Source organism: Streptomyces griseoaurantiacus (assembly GCF_036189845.1).
GTDB classification, from domain to species: Bacteria; Actinomycetota; Actinomycetes; order Streptomycetales; family Streptomycetaceae; genus Streptomyces; species Streptomyces griseoaurantiacus.
The window spans coordinates 6507949-6533636 of the sequence record NZ_CP108326.1 but is presented as its reverse complement, the minus strand read 5'-3'; the positions used below and the strand labels follow the sequence as shown (position 1 = coordinate 6533636).

17 protein-coding genes are annotated in these 25688 nt (G+C 73.1%); 5 read left to right on the top strand and 12 right to left on the bottom strand.

The window, feature by feature from the left end:
* The first annotated feature begins 108 nt into the window (after positions 1 to 108).
* Positions 109 to 1278 (top strand): C40 family peptidase, encoded by a 1170-nt coding sequence (locus OHB09_RS28825; RefSeq protein WP_191890650.1) that lies wholly within the window; start codon positions 109 to 111, stop codon positions 1276 to 1278.
* 194 nt (positions 1279 to 1472) lie between these two features.
* Positions 1473 to 2123 carry a zf-HC2 domain-containing protein gene (locus tag OHB09_RS28820; protein WP_191851698.1) on the top strand — a complete coding sequence of 217 codons (651 nt, stop codon included), beginning with the start codon at positions 1473 to 1475 and terminating at the stop codon, positions 2121 to 2123.
* 19 nt (positions 2124 to 2142) lie between these two features.
* Here OHB09_RS28820 and OHB09_RS28815 read toward each other — a convergent pair whose 3' ends face one another.
* A complete protein-coding gene (locus OHB09_RS28815) occupies positions 2143 to 3003 on the bottom strand; it encodes an Fpg/Nei family DNA glycosylase (protein WP_006141166.1) in 861 nt (286 codons plus the stop codon).
* A gap of 55 nt (positions 3004 to 3058) precedes the next feature.
* Entirely contained in the window at positions 3059 to 5149 is a 2091-nt protein-coding gene (locus tag OHB09_RS28810) for a SpoIIE family protein phosphatase (protein ID WP_328922774.1), read from the bottom strand.
* A gap of 222 nt (positions 5150 to 5371) precedes the next feature.
* On the opposite strand from OHB09_RS28810, the gene OHB09_RS28805 reads away from it, so the two are divergent.
* Positions 5372 to 6793: a lipase maturation factor family protein gene (locus OHB09_RS28805; protein ID WP_191851700.1), complete on the top strand. Its 1422-nt coding sequence runs from the start codon at positions 5372 to 5374 to the stop codon at positions 6791 to 6793.
* 46 nt (positions 6794 to 6839) lie between these two features.
* Here the strand turns inward: OHB09_RS28805 and OHB09_RS28800 are convergent, their stop codons facing one another.
* From OHB09_RS28800 to glgA, 8 genes are all read right to left on the bottom strand, one after another.
* The gene (locus tag OHB09_RS28800) at positions 6840 to 7013 is read right to left on the bottom strand and encodes a hypothetical protein (protein ID WP_006141163.1); all 174 of its coding nucleotides are present in this window, start codon (positions 7011 to 7013) and stop codon (positions 6840 to 6842) included.
* A 447-nt stretch (positions 7014 to 7460) separates the two neighbouring features.
* Positions 7461 to 7706 carry a hypothetical protein gene (locus tag OHB09_RS28795; RefSeq protein WP_006141162.1) on the bottom strand — a complete coding sequence of 82 codons (246 nt, stop codon included), beginning with the start codon at positions 7704 to 7706 and terminating at the stop codon, positions 7461 to 7463.
* 83 nt (positions 7707 to 7789) lie between these two features.
* On the bottom strand, positions 7790 to 9340 hold the full coding sequence (locus OHB09_RS28790; protein WP_328922773.1) for an SDR family NAD(P)-dependent oxidoreductase: 1551 nt from the start codon (positions 9338 to 9340) through the stop codon (positions 7790 to 7792).
* A gap of 194 nt (positions 9341 to 9534) precedes the next feature.
* Entirely contained in the window at positions 9535 to 10908 is a 1374-nt protein-coding gene (locus tag OHB09_RS28785) for a wax ester/triacylglycerol synthase family O-acyltransferase (RefSeq protein WP_040895737.1), read from the bottom strand.
* A gap of 255 nt (positions 10909 to 11163) precedes the next feature.
* Positions 11164 to 13527 carry a GH92 family glycosyl hydrolase gene (locus OHB09_RS28780; RefSeq protein ID WP_191851701.1) on the bottom strand — a complete coding sequence of 788 codons (2364 nt, stop codon included), beginning with the start codon at positions 13525 to 13527 and terminating at the stop codon, positions 11164 to 11166.
* A 191-nt stretch (positions 13528 to 13718) separates the two neighbouring features.
* On the bottom strand, positions 13719 to 16370 hold the full coding sequence (locus OHB09_RS28775) for a PA14 domain-containing protein (RefSeq protein ID WP_328922772.1): 2652 nt from the start codon (positions 16368 to 16370) through the stop codon (positions 13719 to 13721).
* A gap of 533 nt (positions 16371 to 16903) precedes the next feature.
* Positions 16904 to 18127: a glucose-1-phosphate adenylyltransferase gene (glgC, locus tag OHB09_RS28770; RefSeq protein WP_040895802.1), complete on the bottom strand. Its 1224-nt coding sequence runs from the start codon at positions 18125 to 18127 to the stop codon at positions 16904 to 16906.
* An 81-nt stretch (positions 18128 to 18208) separates the two neighbouring features.
* The gene (glgA, locus tag OHB09_RS28765) at positions 18209 to 19408 is read right to left on the bottom strand and encodes a glycogen synthase (RefSeq protein ID WP_006141152.1); all 1200 of its coding nucleotides are present in this window, start codon (positions 19406 to 19408) and stop codon (positions 18209 to 18211) included.
* A gap of 301 nt (positions 19409 to 19709) precedes the next feature.
* Here glgA and OHB09_RS28760 point away from each other — a divergent pair, with 301 nt between their 5' ends.
* A complete protein-coding gene (locus tag OHB09_RS28760; protein WP_328922771.1) occupies positions 19710 to 21014 on the top strand; it encodes a DMT family transporter in 1305 nt (434 codons plus the stop codon).
* 61 nt (positions 21015 to 21075) lie between these two features.
* Here the strand turns inward: OHB09_RS28760 and OHB09_RS28755 are convergent, their stop codons facing one another.
* Positions 21076 to 22392: a transglycosylase family protein gene (locus OHB09_RS28755; RefSeq protein ID WP_328922770.1), complete on the bottom strand. Its 1317-nt coding sequence runs from the start codon at positions 22390 to 22392 to the stop codon at positions 21076 to 21078.
* A gap of 209 nt (positions 22393 to 22601) precedes the next feature.
* Positions 22602 to 23273 (bottom strand): enoyl-CoA hydratase-related protein, encoded by a 672-nt coding sequence (locus OHB09_RS28750; protein ID WP_328922769.1) that lies wholly within the window; start codon positions 23271 to 23273, stop codon positions 22602 to 22604.
* 507 nt (positions 23274 to 23780) lie between these two features.
* Here OHB09_RS28750 and gndA point away from each other — a divergent pair.
* Positions 23781 to 25220, top strand: a complete 1440-nt coding sequence (gene gndA / locus OHB09_RS28745) for an NADP-dependent phosphogluconate dehydrogenase (RefSeq protein WP_006141148.1) — start codon at positions 23781 to 23783, stop codon at positions 25218 to 25220.
* The last annotated feature ends 468 nt before the right edge of the window (positions 25221 to 25688 follow it).

Here is a 25688-nt window from a genome sequence, read left to right as displayed (position 1 = left end):
GCGCCGCGCCTCCACGGGGGTGGGGCGCGGCGCGCCTTTCCGTGTCACCGCCGCCGGGACGATCCCGGCGGCGTCACGCTCGACGTCGACGACGTGAGGATGAGTTCCGTGAATGTCAGCAGCACCCGCCGCCGGAGCACCGGCGCGCTTCTGGGGGCCTCGGTCCTCGGTCTGTCCGCCTTCGTGTCCGTCCCGGCCCACGCCGCTCCCGCGCACGCCGCTCCCGCCCACGCCTCCGGAGCCGCCGCCGACTGCGGTGTGCTGGCCCCGGGCGCCTCGGTCACCGCCGAGGCCGCCGTGAGCGCGGCCTGTTCGCAGATCGGCGTCTGGTACAGCTGGGGCGGTGGTCACGGCGCCACGCCCGGTGCCACCTACGGCTACTACGACGGCTCCGACCCGGACAGCCTGCACGACGACGAGCGCATGGGCTTCGACTGCTCGGGGCTGATGCGCTACGCCTACTGGAGGGCGACCGGCAAGGACCTGCTCAACGGCACCGCCGACGACCAGTTCCACAGCTCGCACGCCGCCGCCCGCTTCACCGCCTCGCAGGGCACCGCCCCGCTGCTGCCGGGCGACCTGATGTTCTGGGGCAGCGGCCACATCCACCACGTCGCCATGTACCTGGGCGGCGGGCAGATGGTCGAGGCCTACGAGTCCGGCACGCACATCAGGGTCACCTCCGTGCGCACCGGCGGCGACTACGCGGGCGCGGTGCGGATCAACGGCTCCGGCACGCCGATTCCCCCGCCCGCGGACGGCGGTTCGGTCTTCGAGACCTGGGGCACCGGGGTGCGCACCCACTCCACGCCGAGCACCCGCTCCTCCGTCGTGGACACCTTCGCCGGTCCCACGCAGGTGTCGGTCCAGTGCCAGGAGCACGCGGAGACGGTCACGGCCGAGGGCTACACCAACGACATCTGGTCCCGGCTGTCCGACGGGTCCTGGCTGACGAACATCTACATCAAGGGCCCGGCCTCGCTGCCCGGCGTCCCGGACTGCGCGGGCGGCAGCGCCCCGCCGCCGAGCGGGGGCAGCACGGCCTGGCAGACCTGGGGCACGGGGGTGCGCACGCACAGCGAGCCGAACGTCAACGCCGCCGTCGTGGACTACTTCGCGCAGCCGACCACCGTCAACGTGCTGTGCCAGGCGCACGCCCAGGAGGTGACCGCCGAGGGCTACACGAACGACGCCTGGGCGAGGCTGACCGACGGGTCCTGGGTGACCGTGATCTACCTCAAGGGCCCCGCGTGGCTGCCGGGGGTGGCCACCTGCTGACGGCTCGCGCCGGGACCGTCCGCGCGGTGAACACCCCCGCGCGGACGGTGCCGGCGCGGGCGACCAATCCGGGGGCCCGACCGCTCCGAATGTCTCGACCGTTTCCCGCGGGACTTGAGTGATTCGGCGGTCAGGTCCGTACCGGTGGGCAACAGCAACACACCCCACCCGCACCACCGGCATGAGGATTTGGTATGAGGTCCCTGGAACGCCATCGCGACGTCGGAGCCTACGCGCTCGGCGTGCTCGACGAGGCGGAGGCATTCCGCTTCGAGGACCACCTCATGGAGTGCGCCAGCTGCACCGCGCACGTGAGCGAGTTCCGGCCCGCCGCGCGGCAGTTGCTGCTGTACCGGGAGGCCACGCCGCGTTCCGTGCACCCGGCGGCGGCGCCCGGGCCGCGGCTGCTGGAGCGGCTGCTCGACGAGGTGGCCGGACGGCACCGGACCGGCCGCAGGCGGTGGCTGGTCGCGGTGGCGGCGGCCGTCGTCCTGGCGGTGGGCGGCCCGGCGGCGGCCCTGCTGGCCGACGAGGGCTCCCCCTCGCATCAGGTGACCGCGGCGGACACCGGCGCCGGGGTGTGGGCGAGGGTCACCGCGCAGGACCGGGAGTGGGGCAGCGACATCGGCGTCACGGTCAAGGACGCCTCGGGCCCGCACTCCTGCCGTCTGGTGGCGGTCGGCCGGGACGGCTCCGAGGAGGTCGTGACGAGCTGGATGGTGCCCTCCGCCAAGGGCGAGCCGCTCGCCATGGAGGGCGGCACCGCACTGGGCACCGGGCAGATCGCCCGCTACGAGATCCGCACGGACGACGGAACGCGCCTGCTGGCCCTCGACGCCCGCTGAGTGACGCCCGGCGGCGCGCTCACTTCAGCAGCCGGGACATCCGCCGGTCCGCCAGTGGCCGTCCGCCCGTCTGGCAGGTCGGGCAGTACTGCAGCGAGGAGTCGCTGAAGGACACCTCGCGGACGGTGTCGCCGCACACCGGGCACGGCTCTCCGGTGCGGCCGTGCACGCGCAGCCCGCTCTTCTTCTCCGCCTTCAGCCGCCCGGCGGCCACCCCGCGCGAGCGCTCCACCGCCTCGGTGAGGGTGCCGCGCAGCGCCTCGTACAGGCGGTGGATCTCCTCGGGGGTCAGGGAGGCGGTGGGTTTGAACGGGGACATCCGGGCGGCGTGCAGGATCTCGTCGCTGTAGGCGTTGCCCACGCCGGCCAGCAGTCCCTGGTCGCGCAGGGCGCCCTTGAGCTGCCGCCGCTCCCCCGCGAGCAGCCCGGCGAGCCGCGCCTCGTCGAAGTCGGCGGCGAGCGGGTCGGGGCCGAGGCGGGCGACGCCCGGGACCTCGGCGGCGTCCCGGACGACGTACACGGCGAGCCGTTTCTGCGTGCCGGCCTCGGTGAGGTCGAAGCCCGCGCCGGTGTCCAGGGCGACCCGGAGGGCGAGCGGGCCCTTGCCGGGGCGGGGCGGGGTCTCGGGCAGCCGGTCGCGCCAGTGCAGCCAGCCGGCCCGCGCGAGGTGGGTGACGAGGTGGAGGCCCTCGGCGTCGAGGTCGAGGAACTTGCCGTGGCGGTGGACGGCGGTGACGGTACGGCCCTGCAGGGCGCTGGGCGGCGGGTCGTACGTCTTCAGCACGTGCACGGCGAGCGGCAGCACACGGGTCACCTCGCGGCCCACGAGATGACCGGTGAGGAAGTCCCGCAGCGCTTCGACCTCGGGCAGTTCGGGCATGTCCTCCAGCCTGCCACGGCGGCCCGCCGAACGCCTCGGGCACGACCCGCCCCATTCAGGCGCTCCCGTCCTCCGGGACGAGGAACTCGCACCACACCACCTTGCCGCCGCCCCGCGCCTCCACACCCCAGGCGTCCGCCAGTTCGTCGACGAGGAGCAGCCCGCGGCCGGAGACCCCGGAGGCGCCCGCCTCGCGGCGGCGCGGGAGCGCGCTGGAGGCGTCCTCGACCTCCGTGCGCAGCCGCCGCTCGGGGCCCGGCAGGGAGCGGAGGGTGACGACGGCCGCCCCCTCGGTGTGCATCAGCGCGTTGGTGACCAGTTCGTCGGTGACGAGTTCGATCTCGTCGGCGCGGCCCCCGGCGCCCCAGTCGCGGACGGCCGCGCGGACCATGTGCCGGGCCTCCCGCAGCGCCCGCGAGTCGCCGGGCGCCACGTACTGCTGGAGCCGTCCGCGCTCGCCGCGGGACTGTGCCCTGCGGCGCAGGAGCAGCAGGGCGACGTCGTCCTCGCCGCCGCGTTCGGCGGCGCCGGCGATGAGCAGGTCGGCGAGGTCGCCCACGTCCTCGGGGCCGGCCGCGATCCGCTCACAGAGTTCGCGCATGCCCTCGTCGGGGTCCACCCCCGGCTGCTCGACCAGGCCGTCGGTGCACAGCACCAGCGTCTGCCCGGGGTCCAGTTCCATGGTCTGCACGGGGTACTCCAGGCAGTCGAACAGCGCGGACAGCCCGAGCGGCAGTCCGCCCCGGACGGGGACGCGCCGGCAGCTTCCGTCGGGGTCCCGCACCAGCGGGTCGATGTGCCCGGCGCGGACGAACTGCACGACGCCGGTGGACAGGTCGGCCTCGGCGTACAGGCAGGTCGCGAAGCGGTGGGTGTCGAGTTCGTGCAGGAAGACGGAGGCGCGGGCGACGGCGGTGGCCGGGGGGTGCCCCTCGGCCGCGTACGCGCGCAGCACGATGCGGAGCTGGCCCATGACGGCGGCGGCCTGGGTGTCGTGGCCCTGGACGTCGCCGACGACGGCGCCGACCCGGCCGCCGGGCAGGGGGATCAGGTCGTACCAGTCGCCGCCGATGTTCCGCCCGGGTGAGCCGCCGAGGACGGCGGCCCGGTAGCGCACGGCCACGTCGGCGTCGGGGACCCGGGGCAGGGAGCGGGGCAGCATGGCCTGCTGGAGTTCCTGGGCGAGATCGCTCTCCTGCTCGTAGAGCATGGCGCGCTGCAGGCTCTGGGCGATGGTGCTGGTGAGTGCCACCAGGATGTCGCGTTCCTCGGTGGTGAAGCCGTGCCGGTCGCCGTAGAGCAGGCCGATGCCGCCGATCGGGCGGCCCTGCGCGACCAGCGGCAGGTAGGCGGCCGAGGTGATGTGCAGATGGGCGAGGTGCGGCCACAGGATCGGATAGCGCGCGCCGAACTCCTCCGGCGACTCGATGAACCGCGGGGTGAGGGTGCGGACGGCGTCGCTCATGGGGTACGGCTCGTCGATCCCGGTGATCCGGGTGCCGGGCAGGAAGTCGCCCGTGGGTCCTTCGGCGACCAGGCGGATCCGGCCGCCCTCGACGAGCCCCATGACGAGGCTGGCGGCGCCCATCCACATCCGGCCCTCGGTCTCCCGCAGCACGTCGATGACGTCCCGCACGGTGCGGGCGTGGGCGAGGGCCGCCATGGTGGCCGAGGCGACCTCGGCCTGCCGGCGCCGGGCGCTGTCCCGGACGGCCTGCTCGCTGCGGGCCCGGCTGTCGCGCAGTTCCTGGGTGGCGTCGCGGACGATGCCGATGATCCGGCGGGCGCGGCCGGTGGCGTCGCGGCGGATGTATCCCTGGGTGTGGGTCCAGCGCAGGCTGCCGTCGCGGCGGCGGATGCGGAAGTAGGCGCCGTAGTTCTCGCCGCCCTCCTTGAGCGCCCTGGTGACCAGCTCGGCCAGGCGGGGGACGTCCGCCTCGTGCAGCCGAGGAGTCAGGCTCTCGATGCGGTCGTCGAACTCGTCGGCACGCAGGTCGAACAGCTCGTGGGCCTGGGCGTCCATCTGCGTGAGGCCGGTGTCCAGGTCCCAGTCGAAGCTGCCCATGCGGTTGAGCGCCAGAATCGGGTCCGGACGGTCGGGCCAGTCGTCCGGGAGCGACGGCGCGCTCACTCCCCGATCAGCCATGAGGCCCACCTTGCCAGGGTTCGTCCGAATCTTCGAGTGCGGGGCGGAACCGGTTCGGGGCGGTCCCGGGAGACGGTTGATCACCATTGTCCGCCCGGGCGGGGCGGGGCGCGCAAGCGGAGGTCCCGGACGGGACCGGTCGCCCGGGGCGGGGAACGGGTACTCGTGGACCGCGCGGGCACGGACGGCGCGCGCACCCGCGGTGAGAGGAGGCCGGCCGGGATGGGCTGGTTCACGGAGCCGGACTACTGGGTGAGCCGGCTGGTCTTCCAGCGAGGGCTGGCCGCGCTGTATCTCGTCGCCTTCCTGGGCGCGGCCCTGCAGTTCCGGGCGCTGATCGGGGAGCGGGGGATGCTGCCGGTGCCCCGGTTCACCGCACGGGTGCCGTTCCGGCGGGCGCCGAGCGTCTTCCATCTGCGCTATTCCGACCGGTTCTTCGCCGGCTGGGCGTGGACGGGATGCGCGGTGTCGGCGGCGCTGGTCGCGGGGGCGGACGGGTGGCTGCCGCTGTGGGGGGCGATGCTGCTGTGGCTGGTGCCGTGGGTGATGTACCTGTCGATCGTCAACGTGGGGCAGACCTGGTACGGCTTCGGCTGGGAGTCGCTGCTGCTGGAGACCGGGTTCCTCGCCGTGTTCCTGGGCAACGACGAGGTGGCCCCGCCGGTCCTCGTGCTGTTCCTGCTGCGCTGGCTGCTGTTCCGGCTGGAGTTCGGCGCCGGGCTGATCAAGATGCGCGGGGACGAGTGCTGGCGGAGGCTGACGTGCCTGGACCACCACCACGAGACGCAGCCGATGCCGGGCCCGTTGAGCCGGTTGTTCCACCGGTTGCCGAAGCCGGTGCACCGGGTGGAGACGGCGGCCAACCACGTCACGCAACTGGTGGTGCCGTTCCTGCTGTTCACTCCGCGGCCGGTGGCGACGGCCGCCGCGGCGCTGATGGTCCTCACCCAGCTCTGGCTGGTGCTGTCGGGCAACTTCGCCTGGCTGAACTGGCTGGCGGTGCTGCTCGCCCTGTCGGTGATCGACTTCCCCGCCTCGGCCCCGCGCACGGCTCCGGCCCCGCTCTGGTACGAGGTGGTCGTGCTGGGCGTGGCCGCGGGGATCGTGGTGCTCAGCGCCCGCCCGGTGCGCAACATGCTCTCCCGGCGTCAGGTGATGAACCGCTCCTTCGACCCGCTGCACCTGGTGAACAGCTACGGCGCCTTCGGGAGCGTCAGCCGGGTCCGGCACGAGGTGGTGATCGAGGGCACGGCCGAGGGGACGCCCCGGGAGGACTCCGGGTGGCGGGAGTACGAGTTCCGCGGCAAGCCGGGCGATGTCCGGCGCAGGCCGCGCCAGTTCGCGCCGTACCACCTGCGCCTGGACTGGATGATGTGGTTCGCCGCGCTGTCGCCGGCGTACGCGGGGGCGTGGTTCGGGGGTCTGCTGGAGCGGCTGCTGGAGAACGATCCCGACACCCTGCGGCTGCTGCGTCGCAGCCCGTTCCCGGCGGACGCGCCGCCGCGGTACGTACGGGCGAGTCTGTACCGGTACCGGTTCTCCACGCGACGGGAGCGGCGCGGGACGGGGGCGTACTGGCAGCGGACCTACGTCCGCGAGTTCATGCCCCCGACCCGGCTGACCGGTACGGGACCCCCCGCGTAGCGGTTCCCCGTGCCCGGGGAGGGGCGCGGGGAACCGGGTGAGGGGATCAGTCGACGCTGGGGAGGATGTGCGGCTCGGCGAGGTCGTCCTCGTAGCCGGCCAGGCGGATCGGTGCCGACCTCGCCCACACGTCCAGGCTGCCGAGCTTCTCCTCGGCCGGTCCCGCGACGGACGGCCGTCCCGTGGGACGTTCCTCGAGATTCGTCGTTTCCGGTGTCACCGCGCACTCCTTATGTGTGGGATCACCCTCGGGGGGCGTCGGCCCGGCCTGCGCTCTGTGCGGCCGCCGCCCGCCTCGGGACTGAGGGAACAGTTCTGACGCGGTGGCGTCGGCTTCGTCGTGCGAGAAAAGACCGTGGTGACCGGCTTGTCCCGGGACGGACCAATGGGTGTGGGTGGGACCCCGTGTCGCTGTCCGTCCCCCACAGGTTAACCAGATGAGCGCCCCGCTGCTCGATAGGGAGGCAAACACTGTGTAAGGCTTGTGTTGCGGTCCGCGTACTTTCGGCCGTTGCGCACCTTCATCCGGCCACACGGTCCAGCGTCCGGCCACGCGAACGGGCGGACTCGCGCGCGGCCCGGGCCCCCTGACGTGCGCAAGGGCGTACCCACCGGTCGTGACCGGTGCATACGCCCTTCGGGTGAGGCGGGTGAGGCGGCGGCCGGCCTACGGGAAGGCCCAGATGCCGACGAAGAGCACCAGCAGGACGAAGAGCACGATCATCGTCACGCTCCAGGTACCGCGGTGCCGCAGCGCCTCCCCCGGCACCCCGCCCCGGGGCCGGTCCTCCGGCAGGGCCGGGTTCGCGGGGCGGTCGCTCGCGTAGAACTCCTCGTCGGTCGGGCGGACGTCGCGCCGGCCGGCGTCGCCGGGCACGGTGGGACCGGCGGAACCGATGTCGTGGCTGGACATGTGCACTCCTCGCACGGTGTTCGACGCCCTCCGGGTTCCCCCGGACCGTCCCGCCATGCGCGGGGTGCGGACCCGCCCGGTCCTCACCACTTGCCGGGCGCGTAGTCCTTCAGGAAGACGCCGTACAGGTCCTCGCCCTGCTCGCCGCGGACGATCGGGTCGTAGACCCGGGCCGCCCCGTCGACGAGGTCCAGCGGGGCGTGGAAGCCCGCCTCCGCCATGCGCACCTTGTCCGGGTGGGGCCGCTCGTCGGTGATCCAGCCGGTGTCGACGGCGGTCATCAGGATCCGGTCCTTCTCGAACATCTCCTGGGCGCTGGTGCGGGTCAGCATGTTGAGGGCGGCCTTGGCCATGTTGGTGTGCGGGTGGCCGGCGCCCTTGTAGCCGCGGCCGAAGACGCCCTCCATCGCGGAGACGTTCACGATGTACGTCCGCCGGGCCGCGGACGCCGCCATCGCGGGACGCAGCCGGCTGATGAGCAGGAACGGCGCGGTGGAATTGCAGAGCTGCACTTCCAGCAGCTCGACGGGGGTGACCTCCTCCACCGTCTGGATCCAGCTGTTGGTGTCGTGCAGGTCGGGCACAAGCCCGCCGGCGTCGATCGCGGTGCCGGCCGCGATCCGCTCCAGGGAGGCGGAGCCCGAGACGAGCGCGAGATCGGTGACGTCCTGCGCGGAGAGGGCGCCGCCGCCCGCCACCGGCAGCTCGCTGACCGCGCCGGAACCGAAGGTGCCGATGACCTCGGCGGCGGGCAGCTCGCCGGCCGGCAGCGGGGCCGACTCGGCGGCGAGCAGTTCGCTGTAGGCGCCCGGGGAGCGGCGCACGGTCTGGGCGGCGTTGTTGATCAGGATGTCCAGCGGGCCCTCGGTGGCGACCGAGTCGGCCAGCGCCACGACCTGTGCGGGGTCACGCAGGTCGATGCCGACGATCTTCAGCCGGTGGATCCAGTCGGCGCTGTCCGGCTGGGCCTTGAAGCGGCGGACGGCGTCGTTCGGGAAGCGGGTGGTGACGGTGGTGTGGGCGCCGTCGCGGAGCAGCCGCAGCGCGATGTACATGCCGATCTTGGCGCGGCCGCCGGTCAGCAGGGCGCGCTTGCCGGTGAGGTCCGCGCGGGCGTCGCGGCGGGCCCTGTTCTCCGCGGCGCAGGACGGGCAGAGCTGGTGGTAGAAGTAGTCGACCTCGGTGTAGCGGGTCTTGCAGGTGTAGCAGGAGCGGGGACGCTGGAGTATCCCGGCGATCCGGCCCTCCTCGGTGGCGGAGGAGGGCAGCACGCCCTCGGTCTCGTCGTCGATGCGCTGGGCGGAGCCGGTGGCGGTGGCCTCGGTGACGGCCTTGTCGTGCGCGGTCTTGGCGGCGCGGCGTTCCTGACGGCGGCGCTGCTTGACGCTGCGGTAGATGTGCGAGGTGGCGCGGCGGACGGCGATCGCGTCGGGGTGGTCGACGTCGATGGTGTCGAGTTCCTCGAGGACCTCGAGGCAGACGGCGAGGCGCTCGGGGTCGATCCCGGGGCCGTGCGCGTCCGGGCCGTCCTCGGGGGCCGTGCCGGTGGGCTGTCCGGGATGCGGGATCGTGGGGGCGCCCGGGGGTGCGGCCGCCGGGTCGTCGTCCACCGGGGCGGTCTCTGTCACCGTCATCGCGCTGCCTTATTCCTCGCTCGCCTGCGGCGCGCGGGTCGCGCTCGCCTTTCGAACTGGGGGATTGTACGGAGCGGCGGCACGAAGCACCAAAACAGGGGTGTGCGGGAGTGCGAGCGGGCGCGGCCGGCCGCGCCCCTCGACGGCGAGGGCGGGCCGGCGGTGCGGGTGCGTTCCTCGCCGCCCGGTGCGTCCTACCCGTCGCAGGCCGTGCGCAGGACGTCGAGTTCGCGGCGGACCGCGGCCGCGAACCGTTCCAGGTCGGGGACCGCCTCCGCGTCCGCGACGAGCCCGTAGTGGACCCGGCCCCGGTACGTCGACACGGCCACCGCCAGCGACTGCCCGCGCGCGAGCGGCGCCAGCGGGAAGACCTCGGTGAGCGGGCTGCCGCCGAGCCGCAGCCCCAGGCTCGGCAGCGGCACGCTCGTCACGAGGATGTCGAACCACAGCCGCGCCGCCTGGCTGACCAGCGGCCCGCCGAGCCGGTGCCCCAGCGCCGGCACGTGGTCCGCGAGCAGCGCGACCGCGCCGGCGCCGCGCCCCGGCCCCGCGTCCTTGTTGCGGTCCATGGCGGCCCGCACCACCCGCAGCCGCCGCAGCGGGTCCGCCTCGTCGACCGGAAGCCGTATCAGGTACCCGGAGAGCCGGTTGCCCTGTGGGGAGGCGGTGCGCGGCCGGCGCCGGGAGACGGGGATGAGCGCCCGGGGCGCCACGCCCTCGCTGCCGTCGCCGCGCTCGTCGAGCCACCGGCGCAGCGCGCCCGCGACGACCGCGATGAGCACGTCGTTGACGGTGCCGCCGGCCGTCTTGCGCACCCGGTGCACCTCGTCGAGGTCGAGGACGACGCCCGCGGTGCGCCGGGTGCCGGTGGGCTCGGCGGTCAGGGCGGGCGAGGAGCGCACACCGAGGGTGGACAGGGCGACGGAGGCGCCGATGTCGAGGGCGCGGCCCACGTCGGAGACCACGTCGGACAGCGTGTCGCGGAGCAGGCCCGGCAGGCGGCGCGGGTCGGGGAAGAGACCTCGGCGCGCCTCGACGGGGCGGGGCCGGGAGGGGGGCAGCTCCGTCGGGTCCATGATCGCGGCGGCCAGGGTGAGCGCGCGCAGCCCGTCGGCGAGCGCGTGGTGGAACTTGAACAGCACCGCGAAGGAGGTGCCGTCCTCCCCCGGCAGGACATGCGCCTCCCACGGGGGCCGGTCGCGCTCCAGGGGCCGCTGCATGAGCCGGCCGGCGAGGGCGTGGAAGTCGCCGGTGGGGGCGTGCAGACGGACGTGGTCCAGCGGGTCGAAGTCGGGGACGGGTTCGCGGGCCGCGCCGCCGAAGGCGAGCGGGAGGCGTACGTCGGTGAGGCCCCGGGCGAGCCGGGTGCCGGGCATCCAGACGTCGCGGATGCGCATCCGCAGCCCGGTCACCCCGGCGGCGCGGGCGGCGAGCAGATCGGCGGCGTGGGCGCCGGCGGTGGGCGAGTGGCAGGCGAAGACGCCGAGCGCCCCCAGGTGCATGGGGTGCTCGGCGGACTCGATGTTCCAGAACGCCAGATCGAGGGGGGCGAGCAGATCGGAAGTCATGGCGTGCCCTCGCGTGGACGACGGGGATGGGAACGGGAGCACGGCGGGGACCTCCCGGCGCGCCGTGCGGCCGGACCGGTGCCCCGTCAGTCAAACGCCGACCGACGATTACGGTCAAGTACGATCGCGTTACGCTCCGTAAAAAACACGTGAAGTCCCGCCCCTCCGGGAGGGGCGGGACTTCACCGTCGCGCGGCCGTCGGACCCGTCCGCGGGGCCGCCGGACCGGGTCCGGGGCTCAGCGGAGGGCCGGGGTCACTTCAGGGCCGGCGGCGCAGCCTCGGCCGAGGTTCCCCACTCGGACGGCTGCGCGCCGACCGTGAACGACAGGGTGCCGGTCCGGCGCAGGTCCGAGGTGGTCAGGTACGTCTTCTGGTAGTCGCGGCCGTTCACCCGGGCCGACTGCACGTAGCGGTCGCTGTCCGAGGTGCCGGAGGCGGTCACCGTCAGGTGTCCCTTCGGGTAGTAGCGGTGGTCGAGGGTGAGGTCGACCCGGTCGAAGACCGGCGTGGACAGCCCCCAGGTGTCGTAACCGGGCTGGACCGGGAAGATGCCGATCGACGAGAGCACGTTCCAGGCGGACATGGTGCCCAGGTCGTCGTTTCCGGTCATGCCGGTCGGGGTGTCGGTGAACAGGGTCAGCGCGGCGTGCACCACGTCGGTGGTCTTCCACGGCTGCCCGGTGGACAGGTAGGTGTACGGGGCGATGAGGTCGGGCTCGTTCTGCGGGTTGTACTTGTCCGCGTTGTAGTACTGGTACGGGCCGTTGACCCACACCTCGCGGGCGGTCTTCGCCGGGTCCTTCACGAGCTGGTCGTAGGCGAAGAAGGAGTCCAGGCGGTCGTTGGCCGCCTGCCGGCCGCCGATGAGGTCGATCATGCCGGGCAGGTCCTGCGGGACGAGCCACTGGTACTGCCAGGCCGTGCCCTCGTGGAAGCCCGCGCTCTGCGCCGGGTCGTCCGGTCCCATGAAGGCTCCGGAGGTGTCACGGGCACGGAAGAAGCCGGTGCCGGCGTCGAAGATCGAGTGGTAGTTCTGCGCGCGCTTCGCGTACCGGGCGGCGTCGGCCCTGTGGCCGAGGTCGCGGGCCATTTGGGCGAGCATCGCGTCGGACAGGGCGTACTCCAGGGTGGCGGAGGGCCCGTGGTCGTAGTCGGAGTCGCCGGGCTTGGCGTGCGGCCGGTTCTCGATCAGGGGCGCGAAGCCGTCTCGCAGGTACTCCTTGTTGGCCTCGCGGCCGACGTAGGGCGAGTCGGTGGGCGGCAGGCCGTCGGCGTTCTTCTTCAGCGCCCGGTAGGCCTTCTCCTCCCAGCCCTTGAGGAGCCCCTGCTGGTAGGCGTTGGTGAGGAAGGGGGTGACGGGGTCACCGGTCATGATGTTGGTCTCGACCGTGCCGTAGCCCCACTTGGGCAGCCAGCCGCCCTCCTCGTCGATCTTGATGACGGAGATCGCCATGTCCCGGGCCTGGCGCGGCGCGAGCAGGGAGAGGAGCTGGGACTGGGTGCGGTAGGTGTCCCACAGCGACCAGTTCTGGTAGTACGTGAATCCCTTGGCCCGGTGGGTCTTCTGGTCCCAGCCGGTGTAGCGGCCGTCGGTGTCGCTGCCGATGTTGGGCGCGAGGAAGGACCGGTACAGGGAGGAGTAGAAGGTGCGGTTCAGCGTCTGGTCGCCGCCGCGGACGCGGACGTCGTCGAGCCGGTCCTCCCAGGTGCGCCGGGCCGCCTCACGGACCTTGGCGAAGGAGTGCCCGCCCTCGGCGCGCAGGTTGCCGGCCGCGCCGCGCGCGTCGACGTAGCTGAGCGCGGTGGTCGCCTCGACCGTGTGGTCCTTGCGGGTGTCGAAGCGCAGGTAGGCGCCGTTGCGGCCGCTGCCGGAGGAGCTGTCGGAGCCGGCGGTGACGGTGTCTCCGCTCCAGGTGCCGTGCGCGGTGAACGGACGGTCGAAGCGGGTGATCGTGTAGACGGTGTACGGCTTGGTGTCCTGGCAGAAGCCGCTGCCCGTGATGGCGGTGCGCACGGTGCGGCTGTCGAGGACCTCGACCTTCGTCGACACCGTCTTGTGCAGCGACTGCCCCGCGTTGATCAGGACGTTGGCCTTGTCGGTGGCCGGGAAGGTGTAGCGCTGCACACCGGTGCGGGCGGTCGCGCTCAGCTCGGCCTTGATGCCGCTGTCCAGGCCGACGCCGTAGTAGCCGGGGCTCGCCTGCTCGTTGTCGTGGGAGAACTTCGCGGCGTACTTCGCGTAGTCCGTCTGCGTGACCTCGCCGGTGGTGGGCAGCACCGGCAGGTCGCCGCCGAGTCCGCAGCCGACGCCGGAGAGGTGGACGAGGGAGAAGCCGCGGATGTGGTCCTCGGCGTAGTCGTAGCCGGTGTTGTGGCCGGTGTCCGGGGAGAACTGCACCATGCCGAAGGGCACGGCGGCCCCCGGGTAGGTGTTGCCCTCGTTCTGGGTGCCGATGAAGGGGTTGACCAGGTCGGTGAGGGAGCCGCTCCGGCCGGACGCGGCGGCCGGCTCGGCGGCACCCGTGGCCAGGGCGGCCTGGGCGGGTGGCAGGGCGGAGAACGCCGTGGCGGCCACCGCGCCCGCGGCGGCCAGGCGCAGGCGCCGGGTCCATCTCATCTCGGAAGACCTCCGGGAGGGTTGGGGGTGTTCCGGACCGCCCGGGCTACGGCCGGCGGGCCGGCCGTGCCCGGAGCGGTCCGGGCGTTCGGGTGAGCACCCCGGCAGCCGGCCGGGGTGGTCACCGGCCGCCCGCCTGCTCGTGGCGGGCGGGCGACCGGGGGTCACTCGTGCATGGTGCGGGTGGTGTCTCAGTTTCCGTCGCAACCGGCGACCACCGGCTGCGACGCGTCGTGGATGAGCGAGCGCTGGGCCGCCCTGACCCGGTCGGCGTCGGGCTTGAGCACCCGGCGGTCGTAGGTCAGCAGGCCGTTGAGCTCGCCCTCGACGTCACTGATCTGGGTGTAGACGGCCCCGTTGCCGCCCTTGCAGGCGAGGGCGTGCACCTCGTGGAGCTTGGTGAGGTAGTCGTCGGTGTACGTCGAGGGGTCGACGTCCACGTAGGACTGCTGCACCGACCAGGCGTGGCCGGGCACCGCCAGGCCGAGGCCGCCGTACTCGCCACTGACCAGGGCGCGTCTGCCGTCCGGGTGAGGCGGCAGGGCGGGACTCGGGTAGCCGTGCTCGTCGATGATGTCGCCGGTGCCGCCGTCGGCCCCGAGGTTGATCCCGGACATGCTGTTGACCAGCCGGGTCGGGTCCCAGGCCTTGGCCTGGTCGGCGATGCGGGCCATGTCGTACTGGCCCCAGCCCTCGTTGAAGGTCACCCACATGACGACCGAGGGGCTGCTGATGTGCTCGTCGATCATCTGCTTCAGCTCGCGCTCGTACTCGGCGCGGGCGGCCGTGGAGGGGCTGGTGCCGGCGTTCATCGCGGGCATGTCCTGCCACACCATCAGACCGAGCTTGTCGGCCCAGTAGAACCAGCGGTCGGGTTCCACCTTGATGTGCTTGCGGACCGAGTTGAAGCCGAGCTGCTTGTGCACCTTCAGGTCGTAGGCGAGTGCCTCGTCGGTGGGTGCGGTGTGCAGGCCGTCCGGCCAGAAGCCCTGGTCGAGGGTGGCCATCAGGAAGATCGGCTTGCCGTTGAGGAGCGTGCGCGGGGTGCCGTCGACGTTCTTCACCGCCACCGAGCGCATCCCGAAGTAGCTGCCGACGCTGTCGGAGCCGACGCGCACCTTGAGCTGGTACAGGTACGGGTCGTCCGGGGACCACAGGTGCGGGTCACGCAGGTGCAGGGTCAGCGGCCGGCCGGTGCGCCCGGTGACGGTGCCGACCGCGCGCTTGCCGGCGTAGGCCGTCGCGGTGACCTTCAGGCCCTCGCGGACGCCCTGCGGCTCGATGGTGAGCGTGCTCTTGTCGACGTCGGGGGTGAGCTTGAGGTTGTCGACGTGGTCGGCGGCGACCGGCTCCATCCACACCGTCTGCCAGATGCCGGACGAGGGGGTGTACCAGATGCCGCTCGGGTCGAGGCGCTGCTTGCCCATCGGCTGGTTCGGGCCGCTCGCGGAGTCGGTCGGGTCGTAGACGCCGACGATGAGCTCCTGGGTGCGGCCCGGCTTCAGCGCCTTGGTGACGTCGGCGCTGAACTTGTCGTAGCCGCCCTGGTGTTCGGCGACCTTGGTGCCGTTGACGTACACCTCGGCGCGCCAGTCGACGGCGCCGAAGTTGAGCTGGAGCCGCTGCTTCGAGCCGACGTGCCAGTTCTTGGGCACGGTGAAGGTGCGGCGGTACCACATGCGCTCCTCGTGCCGCTCGAGGCCGGAGAGCTGGGACTCGACCGGGTACGGGACCAGGATGTGCTCGCCCAGCGTCCTGCCCACCGGCGGCCGCTCCCCCTCGGTGGCGGCGGCGAACTGCCAGCGCCCGTTGAGGTTCTGCCACGTGGTGCGGGTGAGCTGCGGGCGCGGGTACTCCGGCAGCGCGTTGTGCGGGCCGACCTGCTTGGCCCACTTGGTGGTGAGCTCGTAGGTCGACTTGTTGCCGCCGCTGGTCCAGAAGGCGCCGACGGTGTGGGTGTCCTTGCCGTCGGTGGTGGTGAGTCCGCCCTTGCCGTCGTAGCGGACGTCGGCGGTGCCCTTGGCGGTGCCGGTCTTGTTGCCCACGACCGGCTGGTCCAGGGCGATCAGCAGCGAGGAGGGGTCCTTGCGGTCGAGCTTCGCCTTGCCGAGCGGCCAGGTGGCGCCGCCCACGACCGCGCTGAGGTGGTCGGTGAGACCGGCGGGGACGCCGGCCAGCGGGCTCGGGAAGTCGAGCTGGAGGGTGCGGCCGTCGGGGCGGACGGTGGTCGCGACGGGGCCGTCGTAGTCGTAGCCCTCGGGCAGGCGGAAGGCGGACTGCGGGATCGCGGTCTTGCTGCCGCCGGGCGGGGTCCAGCGCACGTGGAGGTTGGAGCCGCCGTAGTGCTCGAAGTACTCGACCTTGATGTCGACGGCGTGACCGGCGGTCAGATCGACGGCCTCGCCGGTCTGCTCCTTGTCCCAGTCGTCGACCCAGTGGTCGATGACGAGATGGCCGTCCACCCAGAGGCGGAAGCCGTTGTCGCCGATGATCGAGAAGGTGGTGGCGCCGGTCTCCTCGGGGACGAGACGGCCGGTCCAGCGAGCGCTGACATCGTTGTCCTGACCCGTCGTGGCACGCAGCCGGGGTTCGAGGTCGGCGAAGTCGAGAGTGGGGTCGAAGGTGGTCGCCTTGAGGGTGGCGAAGTCGAAGGCGCCCTCGGCGGACTGGGTGTAGTACTCGCCCTTGAGGCCGTGGGCCTCGGCTGGGCTGTCGGCGGTCGCCCGGGTGCCGTCGTCGGCGGGAACGGCGGCGGCCGGGCCGGTCGCGGCCGCGAGGCCCGCGGCGGCCATGGCCGCGGCGAGGAGCAGGGCGAGACGGTCTCTGAGGCGTCTGGTGCGCACGGATCCTCCGTGGGTGAGGACGGGTGGCGGATCAGGCTCGAGGGTGGATCGCTGGTGAGGGGTGGGGGTTGGTGGGGTGTCGGCAGGGGTGGGTGGCGAGCGATTACAACGTTGTCAGAGGTCGAGCAGAGGCATGACAACACGATTGCCGGGCTGTGTCCAGGGTGTTGACGCGCCTCGTTCCCGCCATGTGTGCGGGGTGCGCGCCGCGTTCGCCCTGCGGGCGCCGGTGCCGGGGCGTACGGGGCCGGCCGGACCGGCCTCGGAGCGCGCGGGCGCACGACGTGGCACCGCCGCCGGGCGTCCTGCCCGGCGGCGGTGGGCACGGAAGTGCGCCGCGGTCGCTCAGCGGGCGGGCGCCCTGGAGAGACCCGCTGTCACCGAAGGACCCGCGTGACTGAGAGACCCGCTGCCCTTGCGGGACCCGCGTCACCGCGGGACCCGCGTCACTGCGGGACCGCTGTCGCCGCGGGCCCCGCGTCACTGCGGGACCGCTGTCGCCGCGGGCTCCGCCGTCATGGGGAGCCCCGCTGTCACTGCGGGACTTGCTGCCCCTTGCCCAGGGCGATGACGCCGGCCTTGGAGACCGTGTACAACTCGGCGTCCCGGCCGGGGTTGACGCCGATCGTGGCGCCGGGCGGCACCTCCACGTTCTTGTCCAGAATCGCGCCCCGCACGATCGCGCCCCGCCCGATGTGCACGTTGTCGTGCAGCACCGAGCCCTGCACCACCGCACCCGGGTCGACCCGCACGTCCGGCGAGAGCACCGAGCGCGTCACCTGCCCCCGGATGAGGCACCCGGCGCTGATGATCGACTCGCTCGCGATGCCCCCGGCGTTGAAACGGGCCGGGGAGAGCTGGGTCGAGTGGGTGTAGATGGGCCAGCTGCGGTTGTAGAGGTTGAAGGCGGGACGCTCGGCGATGAGGTCCATGTGCGCCTCGTAGTACGCGTCGAGCGTGCCGACGTCGCGCCAGTAGCCCTGGTCGCGGCTGGTCTCGCCGGGGACGTGGTTGGTGCTGAAGTCGTAGAGCTGGGCCTCGCCGCGCTCGGTCAGCATGGGCAGCAGGGAGCCGCCCATGTCGTGGACCGACTTCTCGTCCTCGGCGTCGCGCTGGAGCGCCTCGATGAGGGTCTTGGTGGTGAAGATGTAGTTGCCCATCGAGGCGAAGACGCGGTCGGGATCGTCCGCGAGGCCGGGCGGGTCGGCGGGCTTCTCCAGGAAGCGGTCGACGGTGCGGCCGTCGGAACCGGGGGTGATCACCCCGAACGAGGGCGACTCGGCGCGCGGCACCCGGATGCCGGCGACGGTGACACCCGCGCCGGAATCGATGTGCTGGGCCAGCATCTGGCGCGGGTCCATGCGGTACACGTGGTCGGCACCGAAGACCGCGACGTACTCGGGCTGCTCGTCGTAGATCAGGTTCAGCGACTGCAGGATCGCGTCGGCGCTGCCGAGGTACCAGCGGGGGCCGAGCCGCTGCTGGGCGGGGACGGGGGTGACGTAGTTTCCCAGCAGACTGGACATCCGCCAGGTGGTGGTGATGTGCCGGTCGAGCGAGTGCGACTTGTACTGGGTGAGCACGCAGATCCGCAGGATGTCCGCGTTCACCAGATTGGACAGCACGAAGTCGACGAGCCGGTACGTCCCGCCGAAGGTCACGGCGGGTTTCGCGCGGTCGGCGGTCAACGGCATCAGCCGCTTGCCCTCGCCGCCCGCCAGAACGATTCCCAGCACCGAAGGTCCACCGCGCCGCATCCAGCCGCCCATCCCGCCGCCCCTCTTCGCCCGGTGGTGCCGCACCGTCCGCGCGGACGGCACCCTGTCTGTCTGTATTCCCTACCCCCGACGGGCGCCGTTCGCCGCTTCCCCGAGGACTTCCTCGTAAAGACGGACCGTTCGGCGGGCGACCGCGTCCCAGCCGAACTCGCCGAGCGTGCGCGCACGGCCCGCCTCGCCCATCCGCCGGGCGGTCGCCGGGTCGCCGAGGACGGTGTCCAGGGCCTGCGCGAGACGCGTCTCGAAGCCGGTCTGGTCCGGGCCGGGATCGAGGTCGACGAGGAGACCGGTGCGGCCGTCGTCCACGACCTCGGGAATGCCGCCGACCCGCGAGGCGACGACCGCGGTGCCGCACGCCATCGCCTCCAGGTTGACGATGCCGAGCGGCTCGTAGACCGAGGGACAGACGAAGACTGCGGCGTGGGTGAGGAGCTGGATGACGTCCGCGCGGGGCAGCATCCGGGAGATCCAGTGGACGTCCGCGCGGGTCCGGCTCAGTTCGGCGTACAGCTCGCGGAACTCGCGGTCGATCTCCGGGGTGTCCGGGGCTCCGGCGCACAGCACGACCTGCGCGGCCGGATCGATGCGGCGCACGGCGCGCAGGAGGTGCGGGACGCCCTTCTGGCGGGTGATGCGGCCGACGAAGACGACGTAGGGACGGCCCCGGTCCAGGCCGATCCGGTCCAGGACGTCGGTGCCGGGGTCGGGGCGGTAGAGCGTGGTGTCGATGCCGTTGTGGATGACGTGCACGCGGGCCGGGTCGAGCGCCGGGTAGCAGGTGAGGATGTCCTCGCGCATGGCTCCGGAGACGGCGACGACGGCGTCGGCGGCCTCGATCGCGGTGCGCTCGGCCCAGCTCGAGAGGGCGTAACCGCCGCCGAGCTGCTCGGCCTTCCAGGGGCGCAGCGGCTCCAGCGAGTGGGCGGTCATGACGTGCGGGACGCCGTGCAGCAGCTTGGCGAGGTGCCCGCCGAGGTTGGCGTACCAGGTGTGGGAGTGGACCAGCTCGCGGTCCCGCAGCCCGGCGGCCATCGCGAGGTCGACGGAGAACGTGCGCAGGGCGTCGTTGGCGTCGTCGAGCGCGGGCCAGGGGCGGTGCCGGGTGACCGCGGGGCTGGCGTGCGGGGCGGCCCCCTCGCCCCAGCAATGGACGGCGAGATCGACGAGCGGCGCGAGCTCCCGGGCGAGAAACTCGACATGGACGCCGGCACCGCCGTAGATGTCGGGCGGATACTCCCGGCTCAACAGTCCCACCCGCACGAAGAACCTCCCGCGTTGCCTGCGTCCATGGTCACCCAAGTGTGCGGGGAGTGGAAGAGGGTGTGGTGTCCGTGTCGAGGGTGTCCGGGGACCGGGGGCCACGGGCCCGGAAAATGGGGCGCGTCCTCCCCCCTCCGTCGCCCACCCTGGGGAGGACCCCGTGGCCCCCGTACTCCATCGGCAGTAGGACTCAATGAATGCTCAGGTACGACGACTTGCGCCGTTCCGACGGGCAAGGTGGTGACATGGAAAGAGTCAGCGCACCGCAGCGGCCCACCGGCCTTCCGCGAAGGAGCCCCTCATGAGCGCCTTCGCGGTCTCCGTGCTGCTGTCGCTGATCTCGGCCGTGGCCTACGCCGGCGGAGCGATCGTGCAGGAGCGTGTCGCGGCGGGCACGCCCGACGGCACCTACGCCCCGCTGCGCCACCCCGCGTGGTGGGCGGCGATCGCCCTCAACGGCCTCGGCGCGCTGCTCCACGTCGTCGCCCTCGCCTACGGGCCGCTCAGTCTCGTCCAGCCGCTCGGCGCGCTGACCATCGTGTTCGCGCTCCCGATGGCCGCCCTCTTCGTGGGCCGCAGGGCCGGCGCCACCGCCTGGCGCGGCGCGCTGATGGCGACGGTCGGCCTCGCGGGCCTGCTCGCGCTGACCGGTGGCGCCGAGGCGCAGTCGCTGGACAGCACGCAGCGCGTCCTGCTCGCCACCCTGACCGGCGGCGCGGTCGTGGCGCTGATGACGGCCGCCCGCGCCGCCCACCGGCACCCGGTGGTGCGCAGCGTGCTGCTCGCCGCCGCGTCCGGCATCGCCTTCGGCATCGCCTCGGTGTTCACCAAGACCGTCGCGGAGGACTGGGAGCGGGGCCTGGCGGTCGGGTCCCTGCCCATCGTGGCGGTGATCGCCGTCCTCGCGGCGGCCGGCACGCTGCTCTCGCAGGCCTCGTACCGGGGCGCGGGCCTGGCGGCGCCGCTCGCCACGGTCACGGTCGTCAACCCGGTGATCGCCGCCGCGGTGGGCCTGACGATGTTCGGCGAAACCTTCCGCTACGGCGTCACGGGCACCATGCTCGCGTTGGGCTGCGGGGTGGTGGCGGCGGGCGGTCTGATCCTGCTCACCACCGAGCGGATCAGCGGGGAGCAGCGGGGAAGGACCGCCCCCGAGACGGTCCCGGCGCAGCCGACCGAACCGGCGGCGCTGCCCGCCCGGCCGCTTCCGGCCGTCACCGGCGCCGGGTCGCCGCTGTCCCACCTGCCGGCGGAAGGGGGGACGGAGGCGGAGGCGTTGATTCCGCTGATTCCGGTGATTCCGGCTCCGCTGACGACGCCGGTCCGAGTGGCTCCCGTGACCGCTCCGGTCCCGGTGACGTCCGTGGCGGCGACGTCCGTGGCGCCGACATCCGTGGCGGCGACGTCCGTGGCGGCGACGTCCGTGGCGGCGGCTGCAGACGCGGCGACCGTGCCGGCCGCTCCCGCCTCGGTCGCGGCGGCCCTGCCCGCCTCCTTCCGGAGCCCCTCCCAGTGGACGGCGGCTTACACGTTCGGCCCGTTCTACAGCGGGCCGTTCATACCGACACCCCTGTCCGCCCCGCCCCGCAGCCGCGTCGGCTCCTGAGCGGGGCGCGGGCGGAACGGGCCCGGCGGGCGGAGCCGTGTCGTGCCGTGTGCCGTACCGCTCAGAGTCGTACGCCGCCGGCCCGCAGGTAGGCCACCGGGTCGATGTCCGAGCCGAACCCGGGCCCCGTCCGCACCTCGAAGTGCAGATGCGGGCCCGTCACGTTGCCGGTCGCGCCGGAGCGGCCGATGCGCTGGCCGGTCGCCACGTTCTGCCCGGCGCGGACGGAGATGGCGGACAGATGCGCGTACTGGCTGTACCGGCCGTCGGCGTGCCGCACGACCACCTGGTAGCCGTACGACCCGCCCCACCCCGCGCTGACCACGTGCCCGGAGGAGACGGCACGCACGGAGGTGCCGGTGGCCACGGGGAAGTCGACGCCGGTGTGGTAGCCCTTGGACCAGGAGGAACCGGAGGCGCGGTACCGCGTGCCGATGCCGAGGTCGGCGACCGGGGCGACGACCTTGTGGCCGGCCGTCGCCGTGGTGGTGGAACGGGGCGGGGAGGTCTCGTGCCGCTCCTTGGGCTTCTCCCGCTTGTCCCCCTTCTCCCGCTTCTCCCGCTTCTCCGCCTTCTTCGTCTTCTCCCTGGCCTTCGCCCCGGCCTTTTCCTTGTCCTTCGTCCCGGCCCTCTCCTCGGTGCCGTCGCTCGTGTCCCGCTTGCCGGCCGGACTCGTGGCGCGGGCACCGTCGAGGGTGAGGCGCTGCCCCGGGAGGATGAGGTCGGGATCGGAGCCGACGGTGGTGCGGTTGGCGGCGTAGAGGCCGTGCCAGCCGCCGCGCACGTCGTGGGTGTCGGCGATGCCGGAGAGGGTGTCGCCGTGGACGACGGTGTACATCTCGGCGGTGCCGGCCCGGGACTGGGGCGTGGCGTGCGGGGCGACGTCCTTGTGCGAGGTCCGCTTCTCCGCCGGGGCCTGTCCCTTGGCCGGGGCCTGCCGCTCGGGCGTCCGACGTACGGTCTGCGTGTGGGTACCCGGGTCGACGTCGGGGCCGGCGCCGCCGCGGGCCAGTCCGGCCCGGTCGGAACAGACCGGCCAGGCGCCGGGGCCCTGGCCGTCGAGGACCTTCTCGGCGACGGCGATCTGCTGCTCGCGGGTGGCGAGATCGGCGCGCGCCGCGTAGGCCCGGCCGCCGTACGCCTCCCACGTGGACTGGGTGAACTGCAGCCCGCCGTAGTACCCGTTGCCGGTGTTGATGTGCCAGTTGCCGCTGGACTCGCAGGCCGCGACCTTGTTCCAGGTGTCGGCATCGGCGGCGTGGGCGACCCCGGTGCCGATGAGCGGCAGGGCCATGCCGGCACCGCCCGCCGTCACGGTGAGCGAGGCGCGGTTGATCCTGTTCGGCTGATACCGGCGGTGCCGGCCGCGTACGGCCATGGGGAGCCCCCTTGACAGGCGTCAGGAGCGGGCACCGTAACCGTTGTGCGCGGACCGGTACAAGACCGGTGTCGGCCGCTCCGGGGCGCCAAGTGGCCGGATTTCGCCGCTGGTTGACGACGCGCCCCGGCGCCGCCGGGGCGCGTGCCGTGAGTCTGTGCCCCGGGGCGCGACCGGCGTGCCGCCGTCCGCGCGCGCCCGTGGGCCGGTCAGCCGAGCGGGCCGGTGGTGTCGCGCAGGGTGGCCAGGACGGGCGCGTACATGCGGGCCTTGATGGCGCCGAGGGTGTCCCCGGCCTTGTTCACCTGGGCCTGGGCGATCTCGACGGCGCGGGCGCGCACGGCCTCCTCGGGGACCGCCTCGTCCACGATGCCGGCGGCGAGGGCCTCGATGCCGCCGTAGCGGCGGGCGGTGACCATGGCCTCGTGGGCGGCCTTCGGGGCCAGACGGGACTGGACGAGGCCGGCCATGCCGGGGGTGAAGGGGATGCCGATGTCCGCTTCGGGCAGGCACCAGTAGCCGCGGTCGGCACGCATGACGCGGAAGTCGTGGGCGAGGGAGAACATCGCGCCGGCCGCGAAGGTGTGCCCCTGCAGCGCGGCCACGGAGACGAGCGGCAGCGACAGCAGCCGCGCGAACAGCTGGTGCACCGAGAGCACATAGTCCTCGCGGTGGTCCGCGTGGGCGAACAGCCAGTCCAGGTCGAGGCCGTTGGAGTAGAACTTGCCGGTGGCGGCGGTGACCAGGGCTCGGGGGCCCTCCGCCTTCTCCACCTCGTCGAGCGCGGCGCCGACGGCGGTGAGCCAGTCGGGGTGGAAGCGGTTCTCACCGTCTCCGAGGTCGAGGACGAAGACGTTGTCCTGACGGTCGAGCGTGGGCATGGCGACTCCTTCGGGGCGTGCGGGCGCCGCGGCCCGGCGTTCGCGAGCCGCCCACCGCACTACCCGTCGGTAACTTATGCGGGCCGCCCGGGAACACGCAAGAGAAGGCGCAAGAGGAGCGGCGAACGGCCCACGGCCCACGGCCCACGGCCCACGACACCGCACCGCACCGCACCGCACCGCACCGCACCGCACCGCACCGGGCACGGTCGGACTGGACCCGGAAGCGGGAGACTGAGGCGGGCGGCCCCCGCGCACGTACACATGGGCGGGACGCGCGGTGGCGCGGTGCTCGAATCACGGCACCGGGAGGAACGGGGAGCAATACTGGGCAAAAACCCGCAGACACATGCACGCCCGCCCCGCCGGCCCGGTTCCGGAGCGGCACCGGAGTGAATTCGGAGGGGGCCGGAGTGGAATCGGAGGGCGCTTCGGCGCCTCTCCCGGAATCACCGAAGTGATCACAGCGTTCTCGCCCTTGCAGACAACATCAAGAGGAGCTCACGCATGAGCAGTTCAGCCCAGATCGGCGTCACGGGTCTCGCGGTCATGGGCCGCAACCTCGCCCGCAACTTCGCGCGCAACGGCTACACGGTCGCCGTGCACAACCGGACGGCGTCCAAGACGCACGACCTGGTGAACGAGTTCGGGCACGAGGGCGACTTCGTGGCGGCCGAGACCGCGAAGGACTTCGTCGCGGCGCTGGAGCGTCCGCGCCGGCTGGTCGTCATGGTGAAGGCGGGCGGGCCGACGGACGCGGTGATCGAGGAGTTCGCGCCGCTGCTCGAACCCGGTGACACGATCATCGACGGAGGCAATGCGCACTTCGCCGACACCCGGCGCCGCGAGCGTCAACTCCGGGAGCAGGGCATCCACTTCGTCGGCATGGGCGTCTCCGGCGGCGAGGAGGGCGCGCTCAACGGCCCGAGCATCATGCCGGGCGGCCCCAAGGAGTCCTACGACTCCCTCGGGCCGATGCTGGAGAAGATCTCCGCGAAGGCGTCGGACGGCGCCCCGTGCGTGACGCACGTCGGGCCCGACGGTGCCGGGCACTTCGTCAAGATGGTGCACAACGGCATCGAGTACGCCGACATGCAGCTCATCGGCGAGGCGTACCAGTTGCTGCGGGACGTGGCCGGCTACTCCCCCGCGCAGATCGCTGACATCTTCCGCACCTGGAACACCGGGCGGCTCGACTCGTACCTCATCGAGATCACCGCCGAGGTCCTGTCGCACGTGGACGCGGCGACGGGCAAGCCGTTCGTGGACGTCGTGGTGGACCAGGCCGAGCAGAAGGGCACGGGCCGCTGGACGGTCCAGATCGCGCTCGACCTGGGCGTTCCCGTGTCCGGCATCGCGGAGGCGGTGTTCGCCCGTTCGCTCTCCGGGCATGCGGGGCTGCGCGAGGCCTCGCGGGGACTGGCGGGACCGAAGCCCTCGCCGCTGTCCGAGGCCGAGGCAGCGGCGTTCGCGGACCGCGTCGAGCAGGCGCTGTACGCGTCGAAGATCGTCTCGTACACGCAGGGCTTCCACGAGATCGCGGCGGGCAGCGAGGAGTACGGCTGGGACATCGACCTGGGCGCGGTCTCGGCGCTCTGGCGCGGCGGCTGCATCATCCGGGCCGCGTTCCTGGACCGCATCCGCGCGGCGTACGACAGCCGCCCGGACCTGCCGAGCCTGCTGTCGGACGAGACGTTCGCCCAGGAGATCGCGGCGGCGCAGGACGACTGGCGCGAGGTCCTCATCGCGGCGACCCGCCAGGGCGTCCCGGCCCCCGGCTTCGCGGCGGCCCTCGCCTACTACGACGCCCTGCGCGCCGACCGCCTCCCCGCCGCCCTCACCCAGGGGCAGCGCGACTACTTCGGCGCCCACACCTACCGCCGCACCGACCGCGAGGGCTCGTTCCACACGCTGTGGGGCGGGGACCGCACGGAGGTGGACGCGTAGGCACGCCTCGGTAGGGGGCGGTGGCGCCCCGGGGTACGCCGGATCCCGCGCCCTTCGTGTGAGGGCGCGGGATCCGGCGTGAGGAACACGGTGTGCCACCGGCGGGCCACCCCGCCCTACGGTCCTCCGTTCCTCAGGACAGTGGTATCGGCTGTCCTCAGGACAGTGGTCCCGGCGGCTCGGGGGTGGGCCCCGGAGCCGGTCCGGGCTCCGGCACCGGCTCGGGCCGGTCGGGCCCCGGGCCCGGCGGAGTGGGCGCGGGCCCCGGCGGCGTCGGAGCGGGCGGGGTCGGCGCCGGAGGCGTGGGGGCCGGCGGGGCGGGCGCCGGGTCCGGCGGAACCGGATCGGGTCCGGGTGTCGGCCCGGGCGTGGGCCCCGGCGGTGTCGGCGAGGGGCCCGGCGTCGGCCCCGGCGGCACAGGGTCGGGATACGGCTGCGTCATGCTGTCCTCCAGCCATCGGTACGTCG